Origin of the sequence: Fictibacillus arsenicus (assembly GCF_001642935.1) — a bacterium.
GTDB lineage: Bacteria > Bacillota > Bacilli > Bacillales > Fictibacillaceae > Fictibacillus > Fictibacillus arsenicus_B.
Map to the genome: position 1 here is coordinate 1,287,032 of NZ_CP016761.1, position 21,421 is coordinate 1,308,452.

Here is a 21,421-nt window from a genome sequence, read left to right on the forward strand (position 1 = left end):
GGAACTATGAAACTAGGTGCATTTTCTGTAAGTTTAAGTGTAAAAGACATTCGGAAATCAAAAGAATTTTATGAGAATCTTGGATTTAAAACGTTAGGCGGAGACATGGATCAAAACTGGCTTATCTTGAAGAATGAAAGCTGTGTGATCGGTCTGTTTCAGGGCATGTTTGAAAAGAACATTCTAACGTTCAATCCGGGTTGGAATGGAAATGCCGAAAACCTCGATTCGTTTACAGATGTTCGAGAGCTTCAGAAGCAGCTCAAAGAAAAAGGGGTTAAAATACTGACTGAAGCAGATGAAACAGGCGAAGGGCCAGCACATTTTACAATAGAAGATCCAGATGGGAATCCAATTCTTATCGACCAGCATAGATAAAAAACTCTCAGAAAGCGATATGTACGGATTTACTTCAGAGTTGCAAACAAGTAAATATTAATACAAGGCGCACAGGAATTCGCAATATAATTCATGTGCGTTTTTTTTTGTTACACCAGGGTTAAAATTTCATTGCTAATATTCAAATTACGAAGGAATGCTAGAATAATATGTAAAAATATAGAAGTTGAATAATGTTGGTTTATATTCAATGAACGTAGCAGGTTTGTTGAATAAGGTAATAGGAAAGCAACGAAAGTATTAATGAAAGGTATTATTAAAAGCTAATAGAATATATAACAGAAACTACAAACAAAGGGAAGTTTTTGTATGAAGAAAAATCTTATAAAATGACTTATTTTAATGATATTTGTCATGTCATCAGTATTCTATGGCTATTATGAGTGCGGTGACATAACTAGGAGGTTTCCACTTTGAAAGCTTTTAAACCTATGGCGTTCCAGCTGAAAACCGAACGACTTGACCTGAATATGTGGGAGGAATCCGATTCACCCTGGATCAGAAAACTAGTTGGCGAACGTGGTGTGGATATGTCGACTCTTGAAGCCACCCGTAGCTCGATTATCGAGATGCGCAAGAAAGCAGTCGAAAATGGCATTTCTCTTCTCACTATTCGCCGCCGAGACGAAGGCGATTTCATCGGATACTGTGGCTTGATTATCGGTCGTTCCACACTTGAAGAGCCGGAGATCGCATATGAGCTGTTCCGAAGCGCTCACGGTAAAGGTTATGCGACCGAGGCAGCATCCGCGGTCCTGGACGCTGCGATTGCTACCGGGCGCCACAGGCTTTGGTCGACTGTAGGCGCTTGGAATGTTGCTTCCTTCCGAGTGCTAGAAAAAATAGGATTTAAGCGGCACCACAGCACGTGGGAGGACGAGAAAGGCGAGATAGTTTGGAACGTACGCGATCTTTAGAGATTCCGACCTGATCCGAAACTATAGAAAAGGAGAAAAGGTCATTACTTTAGGGGAGAATTCAGATACAGGTAAAAGGACTGGTTTATAACCCAAATAGTAGAAATGTACCTTTTTTCATGTTAAGGACCAGTTAGTAGAATAAGACTTGCAATATGTGATCCTTCTAATTTATTGTTGTTATACTTTAATTGAGGAGTGGTTACATGATACTGGAAGCTGTTATGCTACAAGTTAAACAAGGAATGGAAGAAGAATATGAAGCAGCCTTTTATAAGGCTTCTAAGATTATTTCATCAATGAAAGGTTACATATCTCATGAACTACAACGATGTATGGAGGTAAAAGGGAAGTATTTACTTTTAGTTAAATGGGAGAGTTTAGAAGATCACACAGTAGGTTTTAGACAATCAATCGAATACCAGGCGTGGAAAGAACAGCTCCATCACTTTTATGATCCATTCCCGATAGTAGAACATTTTAAATCAGTTAATCTTTCGTAAGGATATCATTTTGGGTTTTAAACTAGAAAAAGTCTCGTGGACGATAAATGACCCGAGACTTTGATTTAAACGTTCGTTCTATTAAAGTAATTTTTAAAAATTACTATTGAGGTAAAGTAGTAGTTAATTGTGTCTTGTTTCTAAGCGCTTTTCAATACGCTCAAGCATCTTTTTATCTTGTAGTAGTTCTTTTTTATTTTTCACTACTAATTCTTTAAAGGAAATCATATTCTTCTTTCTCATCGTATTCACCTTCCTTTGCTTATGAATATTATAGCCTATATTTTCCCATGAATATGCGAGAAATGTTACAAATCATTGAATATTTTGAAAATTAAAGCAAGAAAAAAGGTTTTCAAGAGATACGTTTAAGATCTGGTGGTCAGAGAAAAGAAGCTCGTTTAACTTTTTATTTTTACAGACTGCAAATCGGAAAATATAATTTTTGCCTTGAAACAAAAGGAAATAAAAATAATTATATACTCATGTGTCAGGTTTCTAATGAAGATGGTATTGTTTCAAAATATACCTCTCGACGAAGATATGTCCCTCCATGATCGGATGAAAGTTCCACGAATTAAATAAATTAGGAATTTATTTATTCCTTTATATAAGGTCTTAAAGAATAAAGAATATTTTTTATAAAACATGTAAAGTTAAAGTAGTAGTAATTTCCTTATATATTCTTAAGGTTTTTAGCCAAACTAACAATGTTCCAAAATTAGTGAACTAAAAAAAAACAGGTAATAAAATGAAAACAAACATGGATAAAATTTTACCGGTAATTGCCTCAGTTGGAGTGGGTATTGCAACTTATCAGATGATGAGCAAAAACGGTGGGAACATGAAGAATATGCTACCCTTAGCTACTAATATGTTAGGTATGGGGACTACAAATCAGGGACAGAACCAACAACAGTCTGACAGTCAATTGCTATAAGAGAATATAAAATAGTCCTCACTGAAAACACTTTGATTTAACCAGTTTTCCTACAAACGGGTACAATTGCTGAATAAGCCAAACTGTTTGTACTCCAAAAGAGAACTGTTAGAGATATAAGGGTTTCTCTCTCAACTATTAACATAATTCGGTAGGATGGAGGATTCTCAGGCTGACAGGTTGCGATGATCCGATGCAAGTTCAAATCTTCAAATCCATATTCCAATACTGACTCGGCTGCTTCAGATGCATACCCTTTATTGTAGTAAATTAGCTATTACCGTGCATACAATGTGACTTCTCCCAGAAAGATTCTTTATGGTCTTCAATCCAGCATAAATTTACTTTTAGGATCTAGGTAATTCCTTCCGAAAGTGCACGTCGGCAGCATCCGGAGTAGGAACACCTTCCCAACGAAAAATTTCTTTGTATCCGTGTCCCTCGTAAAAGCCGGGTGCCTGGAAAGTGAAAGAGGTTGTAAACACGGGGGTACAGCCTCGCGCTAGCGCTTCAGCCTCAAATTCCTTCAACAGTCTGGTCCCAAGGCCATCTCCGCGTGTATCTTCACGCACCCAAGTCATTCCGATTCCCGCGGCAACACCCCAGCTCCATCCGCTCATGCCTGCTGCAAGTTCACCTGAATTGTCTAATATCTTTACGGTTAACTCCTTTGCAGCATCGACCCTTGCAGTCGCTGCAGCGTTTACCTTATCCATTTCATCGGAAAGTCGTTTGTCTAATTCAGGATCTCCCTTTCCAACCGATGTGGTATATATTTCATCTCTTACATCTTTCAAAATAAACCCCCGAATTCATTAACATGATTAGCTCGAATGTTATTAATATCCTATTAAAAAAGTATAAATGATAGTTATTATGAAAGATATAGATCGGAAACGTCAGGAGATGGCGTATTCGTTAAATTAAAAATTCCAACAAAAGGATGATTGTCAGTTTCTTCATATTTGTGCTAGTATTGAATGCGAATGTTTGTTCTGTTAAAAATGTGTTAATCCTAATACAGACTTTTTCATTAATAACGAAGAACCAACAATTAATAAGTCATTTCAATGGATTACGCGCGAGTTTGTGCAATCCATGTGAATGGAAGGAGAAAAAGTGAAAAATCAAGATCATTCGACTGAAACCGGGGGAACGTTCGGAAGCAGAGCCAACTTTTTGTTAGTTATGATTATGATTCTCGGTGTATTTGTGGCCATTTTAAATGAAACGCTGCTTAACGTTGCTCTGACAAAAATAATGGCCGACTTTGGAATCGAACCGAGTACGGCGCAATGGCTCACGACGGGATACCTTCTTGTTATTGGCGTTCTTATCCCGGTTACTGCTTATCTCATTCAGCGGTTTACAACAAGAAGCTTGTTTCTCGGGGCGATGTCATTGTTTACTCTGGGAACATTTATAGCGGCCATTTCACCAGGGATCGAATTCCTTTTGCTCGGAAGACTGCTCCAGGCGTCGGGTACGGGATTGCTGTTTCCTTTACTCACGAATGTGGTATTTTCTGTTGTTCCTTTTGAAAAAAGGGGGTCGGCTATGGGGACGATTGGTATTGTGATTACCTTTGCTCCAGCAATCGGACCTACTCTTTCAGGGATCATTGTCGAGCATTTCAGTTGGCGAGTACTCTTTTATGGTGTGCTGCCCATTGCACTCTTAGTTATTGGTTTTGCTTATGCAAAATTGAAAAACGTTACTGAAACGACGAATCCAAAGGTTGATCTGATCTCGCTTCTGCTCTCAACGTTAGGTTTCGGGGGAATTGTGTATGGGTTCAGCAGTTCTGGTGAAGGGCACGGAGGCTGGTCGAGCAATGACGTTTTGCTTCCAATTGCAATCGGTGTTGTTTCATTAGTGTTATTTACTTGGAGACAACTAACGATATCAGAGCCACTGCTTAATCTTCGGACGTTTAAATACAGCATATTTAGGATGTCGACGGTAATCATGATGATTGTTATGATGTCGATGTTTTCAGCCATGATGCTGCTGCCGATCTTTCTTCAGAACGCGTTGGGGTACAGTCCATTGAAAGCAGGTTTGATCATGCTGCCAGGCGGTATTGTTATGGGAATCATGTCTCCGATAACAGGTCGTTTATTTGATAAATTCGGTGCGAAGTGGCTTGCTCTGATCGGATTAGGGCTGATTGCCAACACGCTTTGGCAGTTTGCTTTTATCGACTTAACCACTCCATACATCACCATCATGATTTTCAATACACTGCTGATGTTAGGAATATCAATGGTCATGATGCCGATAATGACCAACGCTCTAAACGAACTGCCGCCACCGTTGTATCCTCATGGGACCGCAATCATCAGTACACTTCAGCAGGTAGCGGGTGCGGTTGGAACGGCATTGCTTGTTTCAATCATGACCAATAGTTCTGCTCGCTATTTGGAGAGTCAGGGAATGAAGGAAGATGGAGTTACCATGCAGATTCTAGCGATGATTGCTGGAATGAAGAGCGCATTCTTACTCGCTTTTGGACTAGTTGCGATCGCATGGATCGTTTCCTTATTCATTAAACGTGCGGTCCCACAGGCTCATGCATTGAAAGCAGAGCAAGGAACTGCAAACTAAATAACAAGCCGGTTATCTCACTACTACAGAGATAATCGGCTTTTTTTAATCATATCCAAGTATTGCAGATCCCCTAGACCATATTCTTTAAAATTGTTTAGAAGTTCCATCAGAAGTTCGTTTTCTGTGAGATGCTGATTTTGCTGAATGTACTGCATGATATCACTGTCATCTTTTAAGTAATTTAAATAAAGCTGGACTCCCTTCTTTAGAGGGGGAGGATCAATCGTTTCAGGGCTCGTCTTATGGATCAAAACTTGTTTGTAAAGTTCATAATATCCTTGAGCTTCTAATGAATAATTTTCGATAGGTTCAAACTGGTCATCTACAATATGAAGTGTAATCGTACTTTGATGATTTGTCTGCTCCAGCCAGGCTAGAATCGTCAGGTAATTGATCTGACAAAACATATCAGCGTCAAACCATAGTTCGATGCTTTCAAACTCGTAATTAAAGAGTGGCTGAAGAGGTTTTAACGTGATCTCAGTATACTCATCAAGTGTCACGTGATGAAACTTAGAACGAATCTCTGCAAATTCGTTTGAAAAGATGTCATCTGACGTGTTTCCAAAGCACATCGCCTCATTAAAGGGGATTTTCAGTTCATTTTCAAGGAATTGTGTTTTTGTAAAATGCCTGTACATTTCTTGGCCGTTTAGAATATGAAGCTTCCGATTGGGACTTATCTCAAACACCTCCTGTTAATCGTTAAGGATACACCCTAATCTTCCTCATTTTCTATAAAACAATCAAGGGTTAATATAAGCGCAAATTTAAACAAGCCAATCAAAATTCTATTTGATTTCCTTTTTTATTTATAATAAATTGGAAGAATCATATATTCAGAAGGTCTTATCATAATTAGAAAGGTGATACTAAATGGAAAACTTTTATTTGTTTATCCTTATGTGTATTTTTTTAATTATTTTACCCGGTCCCGATACTGCGATTGCTACCAAAAATACACTCACCGTTGGGAGAAATGGTGGTCTGAAAACAGCTTTAGGTACTTGTTGTGCGCTTCTCATCCATACTTCTGCAGCTGTATTAGGACTTTCAGCAATCATTGTTAAATCAGCGTTATTATTTTCTGTTTTCAAATACGTTGGTGCTGTTTACTTAATTTATTTGGGTGTTAAAACATTATGGTCTCTGAAGAAAAGAGAAGAAGCAGCAAGTGTTGAGATGAATACAGATAAACAATTTGAAAACACATCTTGTTTTAAACAAGGGTTCCTTACCAACATCCTCAATCCGAAAGTTGCCGTATTTTTCTTAACCTTTTTGCCTCAATTCGTTGACCCAGGAAGCAATACCTTTATACCGTTTTTAATAATGGGTATCACTTATACTGTATTAACTTCCATATGGTTTTTACTTTACGTCTATTTAATTAATCAGATCAGTGCATTTATGAAAAGACCTAAAGCACAAAATATGATTGAAGGAATCACAGGTACAATATTGATAGGATTTGGAATCAAACTAGCATTAGAAAAGTCCCATACTTAAGCTGTTTGTTGTAAAAAATTAACCCTTGATCAACATCAATCAAGGGTCTTTGTATAACGTCTATTTTATTGATTAATAAGGTCTCGGTTGATAAAAATAATTCGGTTTAACAATATCGTTCTTATAAGGCTTATGAAAGATATGAGTCGTGGCAGGGGAAACCGGTGGAATGAGCCATGCCCAATTGCCGGTGACCGGTCTGCCGCTCTCGATCTCTTTTTCTTCAAACTTCTTAAACTGCTGTGCCGCCGTATGATGGTCCACGATGCTGACGCCGTCTTCGCGGAATGAGTGCAGTACGGCGATGTTAAGCTCAACGAGAGCTTTATCCTTCCATAATGTGATCGAACTTTTCGTGTCGAGGCCCATGAGTGAAGCGATCTGCGGCAGCATGTTGTACCGGTCTTCATCCGCCAGATTACGCGCGCCGATCTCCGTACCCATGTACCATCCGTTAAAAGGGGCCGCCGAATAACGGATTCCGCCAATCTCAAGAGCCATATCTGAAATGAAAGGAACACCATGCCATTTAAGGTGCAGGCCTTCAAACCATTTATATTCAGGGTGACGGATCTCTACTTCAAGAGCAGCGTCTTTCGGCAGTTCAAACAGTTTAGGTGCATGATCATTGATCTGAATAACAATCGGCAAAATATCGAACTTTCCGTACTTTGGCTCCCAGCCAAGCTCCATGCATTTTTCTGTAAAAGAGATAGAAGCAGGGTCACCAAGTACTCCATCCGGTGTGGTGTAGCCGGCATATCGAATCAGCTGATGGTTCCAGATACTGATCCGCTCGTTTTCTTTTTGAGGTGCGAATACTGAAATCGAAGGACGGATTCGCCCGCCATTTGTTGCATACGCCATGTGCGCTAAAATCGCCTCGAAAATCTCTTCTTCTGTCTTCAATTTCCTTTTATCAAAAGTGTGCATCTGATCCCAGAAAAGCCGTCCAATGCATCGATTGCTATTGCGCCAAGACACTTTTGCGCCATAATCAATTTCAAATGAAGTGTGCTCGTAGGTTCCTGTTGATTCGATCTGTTTCGTGATCGAGTCTATTCGTTCATCGATCTCAATCTGCGGTCTATTTAACTCCTGATAACAGGATGTGATAAATTCTTTTGCTTCTTGTAAAAGAGTGGTATTCAAAATAAAGCCCCCAGCTAAAAATAAGTTATTATTATAATAGCCGAGTTTTACCGTGTTTAGCGCTTTAAACTGTTACAAAAAACGTACATGGAGGAAAAGGTATGCGAGCTCCGTTCCAGGTTTTGGTTCTGCCTTACAGGATGACAGGAAGTATCATTGACTATGCGATCCTAAAACGAGCAGACTTGCATTATTGGCAAGGAATCGCGGGTGGTGGGGAAGATGAAGAAACACCGCTCGAGGCAGCAAGACGTGAAGTGTTCGAAGAGACTGGACTCACTGAATCCTGCAAGTTGATGATGTTAGATTCAATCACGTCATTGCCCGTAGAACATGTTGTTGGAGAGTTCTTGTGGGGTGAGGACTTTTATGTAACTAAGGAATACTCATTTGGAGTAGACGTTTCTGAAGGGGAGTAACTGCTATCAAAGGAACACTCTGCCTTTAAATGGATGAGTTATGAAGAAGCCTTTAGAGAGCTTAAATGGGACAGCAATCGAACAGCACTATGGGAATTACATAAAAGACTGACAAGAATGAGAGAAAAGGAGATATCTAACATGAACAACCAATTTCCGATTATTGAGACCGAGCGCTTGATTTTAAGAGAAGTAACCAAAGCTGATGCAGAAGACATGCTATTGTATCTCTCTGAGCCAGAAGTTGTAAAACATATGGGGTTAGAACCCTTTCAATCTATTGAAGATGCGTATGATGAAATAACCTGGTATGAATCTATCGTTAAAAATGGCACAGGGATCAGATGGGGAATCACGCTGAAAGAAGATAATAGAGTGATAGGAAGCTGCGGATTTCTGAATAGAGTGTCCAAGCATTATCGGTCAGAAGTGGGTTTCGAGTTGAGCAAAGAGTATTGGGGAAAAGGGGTCGCACGTGAAGCTTTGGAAGCTGTTGTGAAATACGGATTTCAACAACTAGAACTGGAGCGCATAGAGGCTTTGATTGAACCTGCTAATCTGCCATCACAAAGATTGGTAGAGAAAAGGGGTTTCCAGCGAGAAGGTTTGTTAAGACATTACGAATATACATGCGGTAAATTTGATGACTTGTATATGTATTCACTTTTAAAAGAAGATCTCCAAGATTAAGCTGAGGTCTTCATGAATACATTGATTCTAGCAGGAAGTGCTATTCCTCCAACCCAGTTGTGTACGAATCGTCTTTTGTCGAAAAGCCTATAAATAATTTTGAAGGATCATAAAAAATTTTGAAGGCTCATAAATAAATTTGAAGGATCATAAAACATCATAACTATACTTTTGCACAATAAAAGAACGCTTGGATCAAAGTCTGATCCAAGCGTTTAGTCTTTCAACAGGTCTCAGGCTAGCTGCGCAAGTTATTAATTGAATAAGTGTTAAGACATTAAAGAGCATTTCCTTGAATGAGAAATGCTTTTTATTTTTTGTTTCATTCAAGAAGCATAAATTTATTTCAATAATAATATAATAAGATTCAATATTATTTTATTGTAAATCGATAAATTATGTATTAAAATGAAATGCATAATCAATAGGTGAGGTGCTTTTTATGAAACGAGAAACATTCTTTTTAAAATTCGTTATTATACTTATGGGACTACCTGTTCTCGCATTGTGTATATTTGTGCTGCCTGAGATCGCTGAATTTTTTGCAGAATTAAATCCAACGTTAGATTTTTTGCAATATCCTTTTTTAATCGGATTGTATGCAACAGCAATCGTATTTTTCGCAGCACTGTTCCAAACTTTTAAACTTTTAAGCTACATTGACAAGAACGAAGCCTTCTCGGAATTATCAGTAAGATCTATACAGAATATCAAATACTGTGCCATCACCATCAGCGCCTTATTTGTGCTATTTATGCCACTCATATATCTTATGGCGGAGGTAGACGATGCCCCAGGTATGATATTAATCGGAATGGTCATTATTTTTGGCAGCACGGTGATCGCAGTCTTTGCAGCTGTTCTTCAAAAGCTGTTAAAAAATGCTATCGATATAAAATCAGAAAATGATTTAACGGTCTGAGGTGAAAACATGGCGATTATAATCAATATCGATGTGATGCTGGCTAAAAGGAAAATGAGTGTAACAGAACTGTCGGAGCGGGTTGGAATAACAATGGCTAACCTTTCTATATTGAAAAATGGAAAAGCAAAAGCGATTCGGCTTTCCACTTTAGAGGCGATTTGCAAAGCTTTAGAATGTCAGCCCGGGGATATATTAGAGTACAAAAATGACGAAGACAGCCTTTAAGGCAGTTTTATATCTATAAAAAAATCTGCGGAGGCATAAATCATGAGAGCATTAGAACAGCTTGTTCGTTTTGGATGGGAGCAGGCCCTATCCTGTTTGTTTCCTGTCGTAATCTTTGCCTCATTGGCTATTACACAGATTCTTCCGCTTCCTTTCCTGCCGCGTTATGACTGGCTGCTCATCATCTGTCTGCTCATGCAGTGGTTAATGGTGCGTTCTGGGCTTGAAACAAGGGATGAACTGAAGGTTATCACGTTGTTCCATCTTATTGGTCTTGCTCTTGAACTTTTTAAAGTGCACATGGGCTCGTGGTCTTATCCAGGAGAAGGATATTCCAAAATAGCTGGAGTACCTTTGTACAGTGGATTCATGTACGCAAGTGTAGCGAGTTATCTATGCCAGGCGTGGAGGAGATTTGATGTTGAATTGGTGAAGTGGCCTCCATTTTGGGCAGTAGTATCACTTGCAGCTGCTATTTATTTAAATTTTTTCACCCACCATTATTGGATTGACGTTCGTTGGTGGTTATCTGGACTTGTCATCATCGTCTTTTGGCAATCATGGGTTACATACGAAGTGAATGGAACTCGGTACCGCATGCCACTCTCACTTTCTTTCGTGCTGATCGGATTTTTTATATGGATCGCCGAAAATATCGCGACGTTCTTTGGAGCTTGGGAATATCCGAACCAAACCGAAGCATGGAGTCTCGTTCATCTTGGAAAGGTGAGCTCATGGCTCTTGTTAGTGATCGTCAGCTTTCTTATCGTAGCAACGTTGAAGCGGGTTAAGGGCAATTCTACAAGTGTAGACACTAGTAATCTTTATATTGATAAAAACTCCATTTAAAAAAGTCAGATCCGTAGTAAGGATCTGACTTTTTTATTGATGTGAAGAATATATAAATGATTAAGGTTTAAAGAAAAAGGATTTCTCTTAAGCAAAAAAGAATTATATAGGAAAAAATTAACAAATGAGGGAGGTTTAAATGCAAAAAGTAAAGTTTATAACTACATTAACTATTGAAGTGTTGTTAGTTTATTTCGTGTACATAAAATACGATTTTTATTGGGTAGATGCATTCTTTACAATTGGTGTTTTAACATTTTCAGTATTAATAATCTTTCTTCTTAACGTTAAAGGCAAAACAGGAAACTTCACTGGTTATCAAAGAGCTAGATTTGGTTTTGATGCGCCAATCGAAGACAATTGGCCCTTGATAAATCCAGTAACGCTTGCATCTGGATTGTTTTGTTTCTTATCTTTACTTGTCTCAGGCCTATACTATATGGCATAACACGGATCTATGGTGATGGAAACCGACCTGTATATTTATAGAAAGGGGGTTTGGTGAATGAAAAGAATCCTAATAATCCTGTTTATCCTTTTATTAACTGCCTGTAATGGTAATGCTGCAGTAGAGCAGTTGAAAGAAAATTATCCGGAAATAAAAGAAGTGGCAGAACAATTTCCTGAAAGTGTTCAAGAAAAATTAGCGGCTCCTACTGAATTACCCTTTGAGCCAAAAAATGTTGCTTTAACTTATGCTGGAGATATGCCAGGTAACCCAAAAAGAGATATTATTCATACTGAATTTATTTATGGAGATGGAGTAGGAGTTAATCTTCACGTTACCACTTATCATAATAAAAATAGTACATGGTCGAGTGATGGTAAAGAAATGAAGACCGTTAAATTAAAGGACGGTACTAAGGCTTTGATAGATGGTAATGCCGAAAATGTTAAACAAATTCGATGGGAAAAAGACGGGGTATATTACTCAGTTATGCTCATCAAAGCACCAAAAATTGAAAAGGAATACACGATTGAAGATGTTGTGAAAACGGCTAATTCAATGGAATATTAAAACGTTGTTTGTTGTTACTATGGATTAGGGGGGGTGGTGTAATGAGACGCAACCTTAATTACGTAACATTTTTTATACTACTATTCTGTTCTTCAATTATGGGTGGTTATGCTTTAAAGGCTGCATTTAAATTCTCAGTTACAATCGGATACGGGATCGGAATTCTTTTCCTTTTAGCTGCAGTCTATTATCAGAGCAAAAGAAAACAAGACCAAAATAATTTTCAAAAATAAAAAAGCCTGGCTGCGCAGGCTTTTTTGCTTGCTATTTAAGGATGAAGATCCCAACTAGGGAGTAAACGATAACTGTCGAAAACAGAATTGTCATGTGGATCAGCGAGTAGATGAAGAGCAGTTTTGCCCATTTCTCTGAATCCTTATTTTTCTTATAGCCGTAGATGCTGAGTACGAGCCAGCCTACATTAAGTAAAAGGGCAACGAGCGTCAGACCCAAGCTTAACGGGAAAAAGAGAAAACTTGTTAAGCTCAATAACACTAAGTAAATGTTGGTTTGGGTATACGTTCTCTTAACACCTTTTACAACCGGAAGCATCGGAATTTTTGCGGCTTTGTACTCATCATGTCGGCGGATCGCAATCGCATAGAAGTGCGGCATCTGCCAGATTACTTGAATGATGAATAATGCAGCAATGGCTGGATGAGTAAGTGTTCCGGTCATCGCAGCCCAACCGATCAGTGGAGGCATCGCACCCGATATAGAGCCGACCTCTGTGTTATAGATCGTTCTGCGTTTCGTTAGCATTGTATAAGGTACAACATAAAAGAACAGACCAAGAAAACCTAACACTGCAGCGAGCGGAGTAGTAAAAGCAAGAGCAATCATACCGAGAACAGCCATCACGATACCGAGAGTTAATGCTGAACGCACATTGATCTCACCCGTAACAGTCGGTCTTACCTTCGTTCTTTCCATAATTGCATCGATATCGCGGTCATAAATATTATTAAAAGTCCCCGCAGCACCAATCACAAGGATTGTACCGATCAAGACGAATAAGACATCTAACAGTTTATCACCAGGATCAATATCGTACGTATATAATGCCAGGGTCAATCCAGCGAACATCGGTACAAGGTTTGATTTAATAATCCCTGTTTTGACCGTTTGTCCTAGGACAGCTGACATCTTTTGTTTTTCCAAATTTCTTTCCATTCTACAAGACACCATCTTCATATATTTATCTCTATAGGTTAACCAATTAATTGTAACCTTAAATACATCTCTATTAAAGCACTAAATCTTTTCCCAGTACAAATGATAGAACAACAGGAAGCACATTACAAAAGAGTTTTGTGAACGTTTTGTGAGGGTTATGTGAGGGTTATGTGATAGGGTAGTTTGCATGTTGACTTGGGGAAAAAGAGGGGGTTTTAAATCCGGTCCTATTTCTTCCTTTACTTCACGAATAAACGCTGGCTCAATATCTTCTTCAATAACAACTTTTAAAACAACATGTAATTCTAATTTTGGATACACCCAGATTCTCCTAAACAATGGAATATTGTTCATTTTCATAGTAGCATATGGAGTAATACTTTTTACAAATGGGGGAAGCATCATGAAGCTGGTTTTATTATTCGGTCCTCAAGCTGTTGGTAAAATGACCGTTGGGCATGAATTGGAGAAGGTTACCGATCTGAAGCTCTTTCATAATCATATGACGATCGATCTCGTGACAAAGTTTTTTGATTATGGAACGAAAGAAGGAAAACGGCTCGTGAACCTTTTTCGATCTGAGATCTTTAAGGAGTTTGCCAAGAGCGAAAACTACGGAATGATTTTTACATATGTATGGGCCTTTAATTATGAGTCGGATTGGAAGTTTGTTGAGGATGTTTGCGGAATTTTTGAGGCTGAGGGTGCAGACATCTATTTTGTTGAATTGGAGACGGACCTGGATGAGAGGCTGAAACGAAACATAACACCTCACAGACTGGAACACAAACCGACGAAACGAAACATCGAATGGTCTGAAAACGATTTGAAAACTTCAATGGACAAATACCGGATGAATTCTTTTGAAGGCGAGATAAAAAAAGAGAATTACCTGCGTATCCATAACAAAGATTTGAGTCCGGAAGAAGTGGCTAAACAAATAAAAGAACATTTTAATCTTTGAAAGGATTAATGAAATGAAGATGCAGCTTAAAGATTTTCCGGTTACCTTGTTTCAACCGGAAAAAGGAAATGAAAAAGAGTACACAGTAATTATTTATCATGGCTGGGGTGGCAGAGGCCAAAGCTTTTATGAAATGGCAGAAGAAACAGCGAAAGAAGGGTTTAACACGATTGTTCCAGAGTTAATCTATCATGACACGCGGTCCCCGTTGGAAAACCCTTTTGACAAGAAAACGATGCAGAAGTACTTTTGGGAAACAATTTTTAAAAGTATTAATGAGTTTGAAGCTTTTACACGGGCATTAAAGCTAGAGAAGAAGAAACTTATTCTAGTAGGAAGTTCAATGGGAGGGTTTATTGCCAGCGGTATTTATGCGGCTCACCCTGAAATAGCGGGGTTAGTCTGTGTGAACGGTTCAGGATCTTTTCTGTTTACAGAAAAATTATTTAGAAAAATGGATAATCGAGATTTTCTATCTAAAGCAGAATTAGACCTGTTTAAAAAGTATGATCCTATAGGGAAAGTGAAAAGTAATTCTCCTGTACTGCTGATTCATGGGGATAAAGATACTATAGTACCGATTGAAGGGCAGAAGTATTTTTATGATTATCTCTTACAAAATGATGAAAATAGCCGAGTTACATTTAATATACATAACGATGTTAATCATAAATTCACTTCTGAAATGGTTGATGAAGTCATTGAGTGGATGAATCAGGCCGATTCAAGTCTTTAGAATCGGCTTTTTACTCTATGATTTCACGTCCAATTTAAGGGTGCTTTATCCAGCTGAGGAGGAATTCCCAATTCTTTTGATGCGGCTAGGATAAATTCCTTTCTGAAGAAATAACTTCTGTGGTAGACGATCTTCTCATTTTCTACATCTTGATATTGTATGTCGTGTACGAGAGGACCTTGATTTGAATCAGCTAACACGACAATCACTGGTTTCCCCCATAATACAAATTCCTTTGCGTGGTGACGAGGTAAGCCATACATGAGAGAGCCTTCGCGCATTTCGTCTTTTGTCGTCTCTAAGAATCCTAAAGATGCTTCATAATGTACATGGTCACCGAATAACGCCAATATTCCTTCTAAATCTCCTTGATTAAAGGCTTTTAAATAGGCAGATATAATTTCGTTTTTCTGTTCCTTTGTTTCATTTGTTTGTTTAGATGGTGAAGGTGCCTCGTTTTTCAGTTTTGCCTTCATCCGTCGGGTTGTGGCATAAACTGCACCAGGAGTCGTCTTGATGATACTCGCCACTTCTTCTGCTTTAAATTGAAAGACTTCCATAAGCAAAAAAACGGCGGTTTGTCTTGGTGTGAAAAGATGATAGAGCTTTTCAAGTGCTTCTTCTAATTCGAGCGTGTCTGTGAAAGCTTCTTGTGGTTCTTCCGCTTCATCTAGTGAACCTAAGTTTCGCTTTTCTCTTCTGCAGTGGTCGATCCAGGTGTTGGTTGCCATTCTGTACATATAGGATTTCAGATTAGTAGGATGCCAGCGTGTAAAAAGGCCGCCCATTGCTTTAAGTACCGTTTCCTGAAATAGGTCCTCCCCATCCCAAGGCGAGCCCGTCAAATACCGGCAGTACTTCCAAAGATCACTCCCGATTTCATCAATCATGGTTTGAAACTGTTGTTGAAGCTCACGTGACTGTTCATACAAACTAATTGTTTTAGATTGTGGCAAGAATAAAACCTCCTATAGAAAATTCGAATCTATATGTATAACGAACGTGCTGAAAAGAATTAAACGCTTTTATGAAAATTAATTTATGTTTATTTGTCTATCGGATCCGTGTCTTCTTTTATGAACTCAATTATTTCTCCATCCGATTTAATTTTGACCCCCTTGTCAGGGAAGCCAGCACTTAATTGCATAGCCAGCTGGACCATGTATGGTGAATTTCTTTCTCTGTCTATTAAATCACAAAGATGAATCATCATTTCATTAAAGGTGAAATAACAGCTATGAACATTACCGATAAAAAATAATTCAAATTTCATACCCCTTTTTATTTATAATCGAAGTAGATGTATTCTCTTTTACAGAACAATTTCCTCTTAATATATTTTTTTCTCTAAAATCTAAATCGAGGTGCAGAACATGTTTTTTATTCAAATGGCCGGTTTCCCAGGTGCAGGTAAGTCAACACTTGCTAGAGAAATAGGAAAACGTACAGGTGCGGTTGTGATTGATCATGATGTTGTAAAATCTGCGTTGTTACACTCTATAAATGAAAACACGTTGGAACCGAACCTTGCAGGGAAGATTTCATACAATATTGATTGGTCTTTAATTGAAGCTCAGTTATCCCATGGCAATAGCGTAGTCTTTGATAGTCCTTGTTTTTATAAAGAAATGATAGAAAAAGGTACTCAACTAGCAGAAAAGTATGAAGCAAGCTATAAGTATGTTGAATGCATTTTAAATGATTATAATCAAATCAATGAACGGTTAAGGAACCGTAATCGAATGATCAGCCAAATTAAAGAAACGAATCAAGAAATGTTCAATTATGGCTTGCATAATAGCAAAAAACCTCTGAATCACAAGTGTTTGCAAGTAAATACAAATTTACCGATAGAGAACTATATTGATGAAGTTATTCATTACATTTTGGAGAGAAACTATGAGATTACCAGATAAATTTGTCAGGACCATGAAAAGCATTCATAAAGAAAATGCCAATGAGTGGCTGAGAAATTTCGATAAGATGGTTGCTGATTATGAAGAGCGTTGGGAGCTTAAAGTCCAAGACCCTTTTGATCTATCCTACAATTTTGTCGCACCTGCTATCCGAAACAATGGTGAAGAAGTGGTGCTGAAGGTTGTACTTTCTCGTAAAGAATTCCTTACTGAACTTGAGACCATTAAGCGAATGAAGGGCAAAGGGATGGTTAAGCTTTTGGAATATGATACAGAAATTGGTGTCATGATTTTGGAACGATTGAGTCCTGGTGTAATGCTTGCAGAAATAGAAAGTGATGAGGAAGCAGCTCGTATTGCTTCACAGATCATGAAGAGCTTGTGGATTGCAGCCCCAGTGGGTACCAATATACAGACGGTAACCGATAGGGAGTATAGTTTGAAGCGCATCATCCAAAACAATCCGGATGGCTTTGAGCAAATTTCCAAAGAGACGCTTCAAGAAGCATTGCTGATTTTTGAACAGCTTAATAGTGAGATAAGCAACCCATACTTGCTTCATGGAGACCTGCATCATTACAACATACTTAAGGATGGCGATTCTTGGGTGGCAATTGATCCAAAAGGTTTAATTGGAGATAGGGAGTATGATGTGATTCAGTATCTGCTGAACAAACTGCCAGAGACGAATGTAAAAGATACCATTGAAAAACGTATAGATATTTTCGTGAAAGAACTTAACCTGGACAAAAAGAGATTGTTGTTAAGGGGGTTCTCTCATGCAGTTTTATCTACGTGCTGGACGATAGAGGACGGTAATTACAATGAAGCATTTTTAAGCACGATTGATGTATTTAATGAGCTTTTATCCAAAGAAAACATATCGCATTAATAATTTTTTAAAAAGACTGCCCTTAATGTACTCCTTTAGTACTTAAAATGGCAGTCTTTGTTCATATTAAGTAGCTGTTATAAGTGGATCGGGTGGAATGAAGAAGATATGGGGTGTAACTAGGGAGACACCGGGTGGAACTAGACCATAACGGGGTGAAACAAAGGGGAGTTGGGGCGTAACTCTGAGTTATTGGGCGAACGTGTAATTAATAAAAGAACACGTACCGTAAAGCGATATTTGTTGATAATATTTTAAATGAATTTTAAATATTCCTTTACACGTATATTCCTTATGGTGTATATTATAAACATGAATACAATATTAAATGCTCTCGCCGAGCCAAACCGCCTGCAAATTGTTGAACTATTACGTGATGGTTCCTTAACAGTAGGAGAGATCACCGACAAACTTGGAATGAATCAGCCTCAAGTTTCCAAACACCTCCGAGTACTTAGTGAAGCCGGGCTCGTCGAAGTGCAGCCGATCGCCAATCGACGCTATTACAAATTAAAAGCGGAACCGCTCAAGGAAATGAACGAATGGGTTCAATCTTTTCAAAAACTTTGGGAAGACCGGTTTGATCGGTTGGACGATTATCTGCAGGAACTTCAAAGGAAAAAAAAGAATAAACGAAGCGAATAGTTTAATAGCTACAATTCTTTCCGCACACCAAAATAAGGGAGGGCCGTTTTTAGTTGTAAAGTTCTTTAAAACACTAACTTTTAGGAGGAAATAAAATGGCTGAAAGTAATGTTAAGAATTCAATGACACAAACGGTTGAAGGCAATAATCTGATTTTCACACGGGTTTTTGATGCTCCAAGGGATCTTGTTTTCCAGGTTCTTTCTGAGTCTGAACACCTTAAAAATTGGTGGGGACCGAATCATTGGACGCTCCCCGTAAGTAAAATGGACTTCCGTGAAGGCGGATCGTGGCATTATTGCATGGAATCTCCTGATGGTGACATGAAGTCTTGGGGGAAATCATTTTACAAAGAAATCGTAGAGCCGGAGCGAATTGTCTACGAAGATTTTTTCTCAGACGAAGAAGGTACGATAAACGAAACCATGCCAGGAATGAAAGTTATCTTAACATTGATCGAACATGAAGGAAAAACAAAAATCGTGAGTCATACACAATTCTCTTCAGAAGAAGCTTTGAAGTCGGTGCTCGATATGGGTGTCGTTCAAGGTTTTACCGAAACGTGGGATAAACTCGAAGCACACTTGGAAAGAATTCAATAGATCAAGGAAGGCGTACTGTCCAGAAGTGGTCAGTGCGCCTTTTTCATTTAAACTTGTTTGTTTTTCAATTTGCCTACATAGGCAGATTGTGGTCTGTAAATCGTGTTGTCCTCTGCTTGTTCGAGAACATGTGCCGTCCACCCTACAATTCGGCTGGCGGTGAAGGTTGGGGTAAACAGTGATGGATCCAAATGAATGGATTTCATGATGGCCGCTGCGTAAAACTCTACATTCGTATAAAGTGATCTGCCGGGTTTGTATTCTTCCAGAAGCTTAACGGCAATTTCCTCAACTTCTATCGCCAAATCCAGCCATTCGTCCTGACCGACTAGTTCAAGCAAGGTTTCCTTCAAAGCTATACTTCTCGGGTCGTGGGTTTTGTACACACGATGTCCGAACCCCATAAGTTTTTCTTTTTGATCAAGCTTTTTTCGAATGACTCGTTCGGCATCCCCAACTAATGCAATTTCGTTTAAAAGGTCAATTACACCCGAAGGAGCACCTCCATGAAGCGGTCCTTTCATGGTCCCTATAGCAGAAGTGATGGCAGAAACGAGATCGGATTCTGTTGAAGCCGTAACTCTGGCAGAGAAGGTGGATGCGTTCATGCCATGTTCCAAAGTTAAGATCATATAGCTTTCAAGTGCTTTAACTTGTGCAGGATTTGGTATGATGCCATTTAACATGTAGAGGTAGTTTTCCACGTGAGACAAATCTTGACGAGGTGGAATAAACGGCAGACCTTCTGTATTTCTTTTTCTATATGCGATGATTGTTGGAATGATCGATGTAAGTTTCATAGCTTGTGAGATGGTAGGTTTCCAGTTAAAGTCTGAAGTCCCCGATGCAGAAATGACAGTTCTTAAAACACTCATCATATCCATATTTGTTGGAAGTGAGGTTAGGATTTCTATGAGGTGTTGATCCAGATCGCGATTTTTGCGCAATTCTTCTTTTGTATGCTTCAATTCTTTATCCGTTGCGAACTTCCCATGCCATAAAAGATAAGCAACTTCTTCAAAGTTATATTTGTTCAGTTCGTTTATTTCATAGCCCCGGTAAATAAGTTTTCCCTCATCCCCATCGATATGACTGATAGCTGTTTCGGCAGCAATAATGCCCTTTAACCCTTTTTGCATATCTTCATCTCCTTCTTAGTGATTTGTTATCATTGTATGGTAGATTAGTAATTAAGAAAATTAAATCTTATTAAATAGTTTATTTACTATTTTTAATAAGAAGGGGTGGAGTTAGAATGGAATTTAATTGGCTGACTACTTTCATAACTGCTGCAGAATGTGAAAATTTTAGAAGAACAGCAGAGATTCTATACATTTCTCAGCCATCCGTAACGGTTCATATTAAATCATTGGAAAAAGAAGTGGGTGCTGTTCTTTTTCATAGAGATGGAAAACGAATAAAACTGACAGAAGAAGGCAAGCGATATCTCGTTCATGCGAAGGAACTGATCCACGTTTACCAGCGGGGCTTAGAGGACATGAAATCTCTCAGTCAGGGCTATACTTCCCAGTTCTCCATCGCCATCTCGCCACTAATCGCAGATACGATCCTGCCTTCTGTGTTAAAAAGATACTTAAGTAAAAATCCTAATGTTGAGATTAATGTGAAGATCATTGAATCTATTGATATTGAAAAAGCGGTTCTGGAGGAGGAAGTAGATATCGGCTTGTCCTGTTTGAATAGCACGGATCCAGAGCTCGTTTGCAAACCTTTATATCAAGACAAATTGATCCTGGTGACGGCACAGGACGGAAGAGATTCAGAATCCGCACCGCCGCTTGATGAAGCAGAAGTATTAAACAAGAATTATTTGCTCACGAACAATCACCCAGGTTATTGGGATGTCTTATTAAAGAAGATTAAAAGTATTTATCCCTCTCAAAGAATGATGAAAGTTTCCCAGGTTCATATCACAAAAAGATTTATTAAAGAAGGACTAGGTGTTTCTTTTTTGCCAATCTCAACCGTTCGGAGAGAATTGCTGGAGGGTACGCTGCTAGAGGTGGATTGTCACTCCATTTCATTACCTGATGCTAACACATATGCCATTATGAAATATGAACATACAAGACAGAAGGAATTTGTAGAGTTCGTCTCACATTTCCGGTTCTGACGGAAAGACCTTTTGACGAGCATAGGAAAGTTATTTAAACTGACAACCAGGCTAGCGATAAACCTAGCAAGTGGCGAGCCCATCCGCTTTTGATAGAAATTTTATTGAAAATTATGTAAAATGCAGGCGGTTAAATGTATAATATAGGAAATGACACCTGAGAGTTGAACACCGGATCTTTAGAAAAAAGAAAGGGTGGT

Annotated in this window: 28 protein-coding genes and 2 pseudogenes; 21 read left to right on the forward strand and 9 right to left on the reverse strand. The window is 38.7% G+C overall.

Annotated elements, in window-relative coordinates; all coding sequences use genetic code 11:
* Positions 1 to 6: 6 nt before the first annotated feature.
* The 3 genes from ABE41_RS06760 to ABE41_RS06770 all read left to right on the forward strand — a co-directional run bounded on the left by ABE41_RS06760 (position 7) and on the right by ABE41_RS06770 (position 1,819).
* A complete protein-coding gene (locus ABE41_RS06760; protein WP_066287915.1) occupies positions 7 to 378 on the forward strand; it encodes a VOC family protein in 372 nt (123 codons plus the stop codon).
* A 452-nt stretch (positions 379 to 830) separates the two neighbouring features.
* Positions 831 to 1,316, forward strand: a complete 486-nt coding sequence (locus ABE41_RS06765) for a GNAT family N-acetyltransferase (RefSeq protein WP_066294686.1) — start codon at positions 831 to 833, stop codon at positions 1,314 to 1,316.
* A 206-nt stretch (positions 1,317 to 1,522) separates the two neighbouring features.
* Entirely contained in the window at positions 1,523 to 1,819 is a 297-nt protein-coding gene (locus ABE41_RS06770; RefSeq protein WP_066287919.1) for an antibiotic biosynthesis monooxygenase family protein, read from the forward strand.
* Between the two features lie 123 nt (positions 1,820 to 1,942).
* Here the strand turns inward: ABE41_RS06770 and ABE41_RS20560 are convergent, their stop codons facing one another.
* Positions 1,943 to 2,062, reverse strand: a complete 120-nt coding sequence (locus tag ABE41_RS20560) for an FbpB family small basic protein (RefSeq protein WP_083207697.1) — start codon at positions 2,060 to 2,062, stop codon at positions 1,943 to 1,945.
* Between the two features lie 508 nt (positions 2,063 to 2,570).
* Here ABE41_RS20560 and ABE41_RS06775 point away from each other — a divergent pair.
* Positions 2,571 to 2,759, forward strand: coding sequence for a hypothetical protein (locus ABE41_RS06775; RefSeq protein ID WP_066287921.1), 189 nt, complete (start codon positions 2,571 to 2,573; stop codon positions 2,757 to 2,759).
* Between the two features lie 142 nt (positions 2,760 to 2,901).
* On the opposite strand, the pseudogene ABE41_RS21360 reads toward ABE41_RS06775, so the two are convergent.
* Both ABE41_RS21360 and ABE41_RS06780 read right to left on the reverse strand, forming a co-directional pair.
* Positions 2,902 to 3,027 (reverse strand): annotated as a pseudogene (locus ABE41_RS21360) (GNAT family N-acetyltransferase); the annotation flags it as partial.
* Between the two features lie 79 nt (positions 3,028 to 3,106).
* Complete coding sequence (locus ABE41_RS06780; protein ID WP_066287923.1) at positions 3,107 to 3,556, reverse strand: GNAT family N-acetyltransferase; 450 nt, start codon at positions 3,554 to 3,556, stop codon at positions 3,107 to 3,109.
* Between the two features lie 322 nt (positions 3,557 to 3,878).
* Here ABE41_RS06780 and ABE41_RS06785 point away from each other — a divergent pair, with 322 nt between their 5' ends.
* Positions 3,879 to 5,366, forward strand: coding sequence for a DHA2 family efflux MFS transporter permease subunit (locus tag ABE41_RS06785; RefSeq protein WP_253805448.1), 1,488 nt, complete (start codon positions 3,879 to 3,881; stop codon positions 5,364 to 5,366).
* A 23-nt stretch (positions 5,367 to 5,389) separates the two neighbouring features.
* On the opposite strand, the gene ABE41_RS06790 is transcribed toward ABE41_RS06785, so the two are convergent.
* On the reverse strand, positions 5,390 to 6,061 hold the full coding sequence (locus ABE41_RS06790) for a hypothetical protein (protein ID WP_066287924.1): 672 nt from the start codon (positions 6,059 to 6,061) through the stop codon (positions 5,390 to 5,392).
* 184 nt (positions 6,062 to 6,245) lie between these two features.
* Between ABE41_RS06790 and ABE41_RS06795 the strand changes: the two genes are divergently transcribed.
* A complete protein-coding gene (locus ABE41_RS06795) occupies positions 6,246 to 6,878 on the forward strand; it encodes a LysE family translocator (protein ID WP_066287926.1) in 633 nt (210 codons plus the stop codon).
* Between the two features lie 72 nt (positions 6,879 to 6,950).
* On the opposite strand, the gene ABE41_RS06800 is transcribed toward ABE41_RS06795, so the two are convergent.
* Positions 6,951 to 8,030: a nitric oxide synthase oxygenase gene (locus ABE41_RS06800; RefSeq protein WP_066287929.1), complete on the reverse strand. Its 1,080-nt coding sequence runs from the start codon at positions 8,028 to 8,030 to the stop codon at positions 6,951 to 6,953.
* A 101-nt stretch (positions 8,031 to 8,131) separates the two neighbouring features.
* Between ABE41_RS06800 and ABE41_RS06805 the strand changes: the two are divergent.
* The 8 genes and pseudogenes from ABE41_RS06805 to ABE41_RS06840 form a co-directional block, all read left to right on the forward strand.
* A pseudogene (locus tag ABE41_RS06805) lies at positions 8,132 to 8,566 on the forward strand (NUDIX hydrolase); the annotation flags it as partial.
* A gap of 24 nt (positions 8,567 to 8,590) precedes the next feature.
* Positions 8,591 to 9,139, forward strand: a complete 549-nt coding sequence (locus ABE41_RS06810; protein WP_066287935.1) for a GNAT family N-acetyltransferase — start codon at positions 8,591 to 8,593, stop codon at positions 9,137 to 9,139.
* Positions 9,140 to 9,581: 442 nt separating this feature from the next.
* Entirely contained in the window at positions 9,582 to 10,061 is a 480-nt protein-coding gene (locus ABE41_RS06815; protein ID WP_066287937.1) for a DUF2975 domain-containing protein, read from the forward strand.
* Positions 10,062 to 10,070: 9 nt separating this feature from the next.
* The gene (locus ABE41_RS06820) at positions 10,071 to 10,289 is read left to right on the forward strand and encodes a helix-turn-helix domain-containing protein (RefSeq protein ID WP_066287940.1); all 219 of its coding nucleotides are present in this window, start codon (positions 10,071 to 10,073) and stop codon (positions 10,287 to 10,289) included.
* 42 nt (positions 10,290 to 10,331) lie between these two features.
* Entirely contained in the window at positions 10,332 to 11,138 is an 807-nt protein-coding gene (locus tag ABE41_RS06825; protein ID WP_066287944.1) for a DUF817 domain-containing protein, read from the forward strand.
* Between the two features lie 139 nt (positions 11,139 to 11,277).
* A complete protein-coding gene (locus ABE41_RS06830; protein ID WP_066287947.1) occupies positions 11,278 to 11,586 on the forward strand; it encodes a hypothetical protein in 309 nt (102 codons plus the stop codon).
* Positions 11,587 to 11,643: 57 nt separating this feature from the next.
* A complete protein-coding gene (locus ABE41_RS21365; protein WP_253805449.1) occupies positions 11,644 to 12,156 on the forward strand; it encodes a hypothetical protein in 513 nt (170 codons plus the stop codon).
* 41 nt (positions 12,157 to 12,197) lie between these two features.
* Positions 12,198 to 12,389 (forward strand): hypothetical protein, encoded by a 192-nt coding sequence (locus ABE41_RS06840; protein WP_066287952.1) that lies wholly within the window; start codon positions 12,198 to 12,200, stop codon positions 12,387 to 12,389.
* Positions 12,390 to 12,420: 31 nt separating this feature from the next.
* On the opposite strand, the gene cyoE is transcribed toward ABE41_RS06840, so the two are convergent.
* Positions 12,421 to 13,329, reverse strand: a complete 909-nt coding sequence (cyoE, locus tag ABE41_RS06845; RefSeq protein WP_066287955.1) for a heme o synthase — start codon at positions 13,327 to 13,329, stop codon at positions 12,421 to 12,423.
* A 406-nt stretch (positions 13,330 to 13,735) separates the two neighbouring features.
* Here cyoE and ABE41_RS06855 point away from each other — a divergent pair, with 406 nt between their 5' ends.
* On the forward strand, positions 13,736 to 14,296 hold the full coding sequence (locus tag ABE41_RS06855) for an AAA family ATPase (protein ID WP_066287960.1): 561 nt from the start codon (positions 13,736 to 13,738) through the stop codon (positions 14,294 to 14,296).
* A 13-nt stretch (positions 14,297 to 14,309) separates the two neighbouring features.
* Positions 14,310 to 15,032 (forward strand): alpha/beta hydrolase, encoded by a 723-nt coding sequence (locus tag ABE41_RS06860; protein WP_253805450.1) that lies wholly within the window; start codon positions 14,310 to 14,312, stop codon positions 15,030 to 15,032.
* A gap of 23 nt (positions 15,033 to 15,055) precedes the next feature.
* Here the strand turns inward: ABE41_RS06860 and ABE41_RS06865 are convergent, their stop codons facing one another.
* A complete protein-coding gene (locus ABE41_RS06865) occupies positions 15,056 to 15,988 on the reverse strand; it encodes a sigma-70 family RNA polymerase sigma factor (protein WP_066287963.1) in 933 nt (310 codons plus the stop codon).
* An 89-nt stretch (positions 15,989 to 16,077) separates the two neighbouring features.
* Positions 16,078 to 16,305 carry a hypothetical protein gene (locus ABE41_RS06870; protein WP_066287965.1) on the reverse strand — a complete coding sequence of 76 codons (228 nt, stop codon included), beginning with the start codon at positions 16,303 to 16,305 and terminating at the stop codon, positions 16,078 to 16,080.
* 100 nt (positions 16,306 to 16,405) lie between these two features.
* Between ABE41_RS06870 and ABE41_RS06875 the strand changes: the two genes are divergently transcribed.
* The 4 genes from ABE41_RS06875 to ABE41_RS06890 all read left to right on the forward strand — a co-directional run bounded on the left by ABE41_RS06875 (position 16,406) and on the right by ABE41_RS06890 (position 19,087).
* On the forward strand, positions 16,406 to 16,948 hold the full coding sequence (locus ABE41_RS06875) for a P-loop nucleotide/nucleoside kinase family protein (protein ID WP_066287968.1): 543 nt from the start codon (positions 16,406 to 16,408) through the stop codon (positions 16,946 to 16,948).
* Positions 16,932 to 17,840, forward strand: a complete 909-nt coding sequence (locus tag ABE41_RS06880) for an aminoglycoside phosphotransferase family protein (RefSeq protein ID WP_066287972.1) — start codon at positions 16,932 to 16,934, stop codon at positions 17,838 to 17,840. The genes ABE41_RS06875 and ABE41_RS06880 overlap by 17 nt, the downstream gene beginning before the upstream one ends.
* Before the next feature lie 312 nt (positions 17,841 to 18,152).
* Positions 18,153 to 18,485 (forward strand): ArsR/SmtB family transcription factor, encoded by a 333-nt coding sequence (locus ABE41_RS06885; RefSeq protein WP_083207701.1) that lies wholly within the window; start codon positions 18,153 to 18,155, stop codon positions 18,483 to 18,485.
* Positions 18,486 to 18,580: 95 nt separating this feature from the next.
* Positions 18,581 to 19,087, forward strand: coding sequence for an SRPBCC domain-containing protein (locus ABE41_RS06890; RefSeq protein ID WP_066287974.1), 507 nt, complete (start codon positions 18,581 to 18,583; stop codon positions 19,085 to 19,087).
* Positions 19,088 to 19,134: 47 nt separating this feature from the next.
* On the opposite strand, the gene ABE41_RS06895 is transcribed toward ABE41_RS06890, so the two are convergent.
* Complete coding sequence (locus tag ABE41_RS06895) at positions 19,135 to 20,226, reverse strand: citrate synthase/methylcitrate synthase (RefSeq protein ID WP_066287976.1); 1,092 nt, start codon at positions 20,224 to 20,226, stop codon at positions 19,135 to 19,137.
* Positions 20,227 to 20,342: 116 nt separating this feature from the next.
* Here ABE41_RS06895 and ABE41_RS06900 point away from each other — a divergent pair, with 116 nt between their 5' ends.
* Positions 20,343 to 21,221: a LysR family transcriptional regulator gene (locus ABE41_RS06900; RefSeq protein WP_066287980.1), complete on the forward strand. Its 879-nt coding sequence runs from the start codon at positions 20,343 to 20,345 to the stop codon at positions 21,219 to 21,221.
* Positions 21,222 to 21,421: the final 200 nt, after the last annotated feature.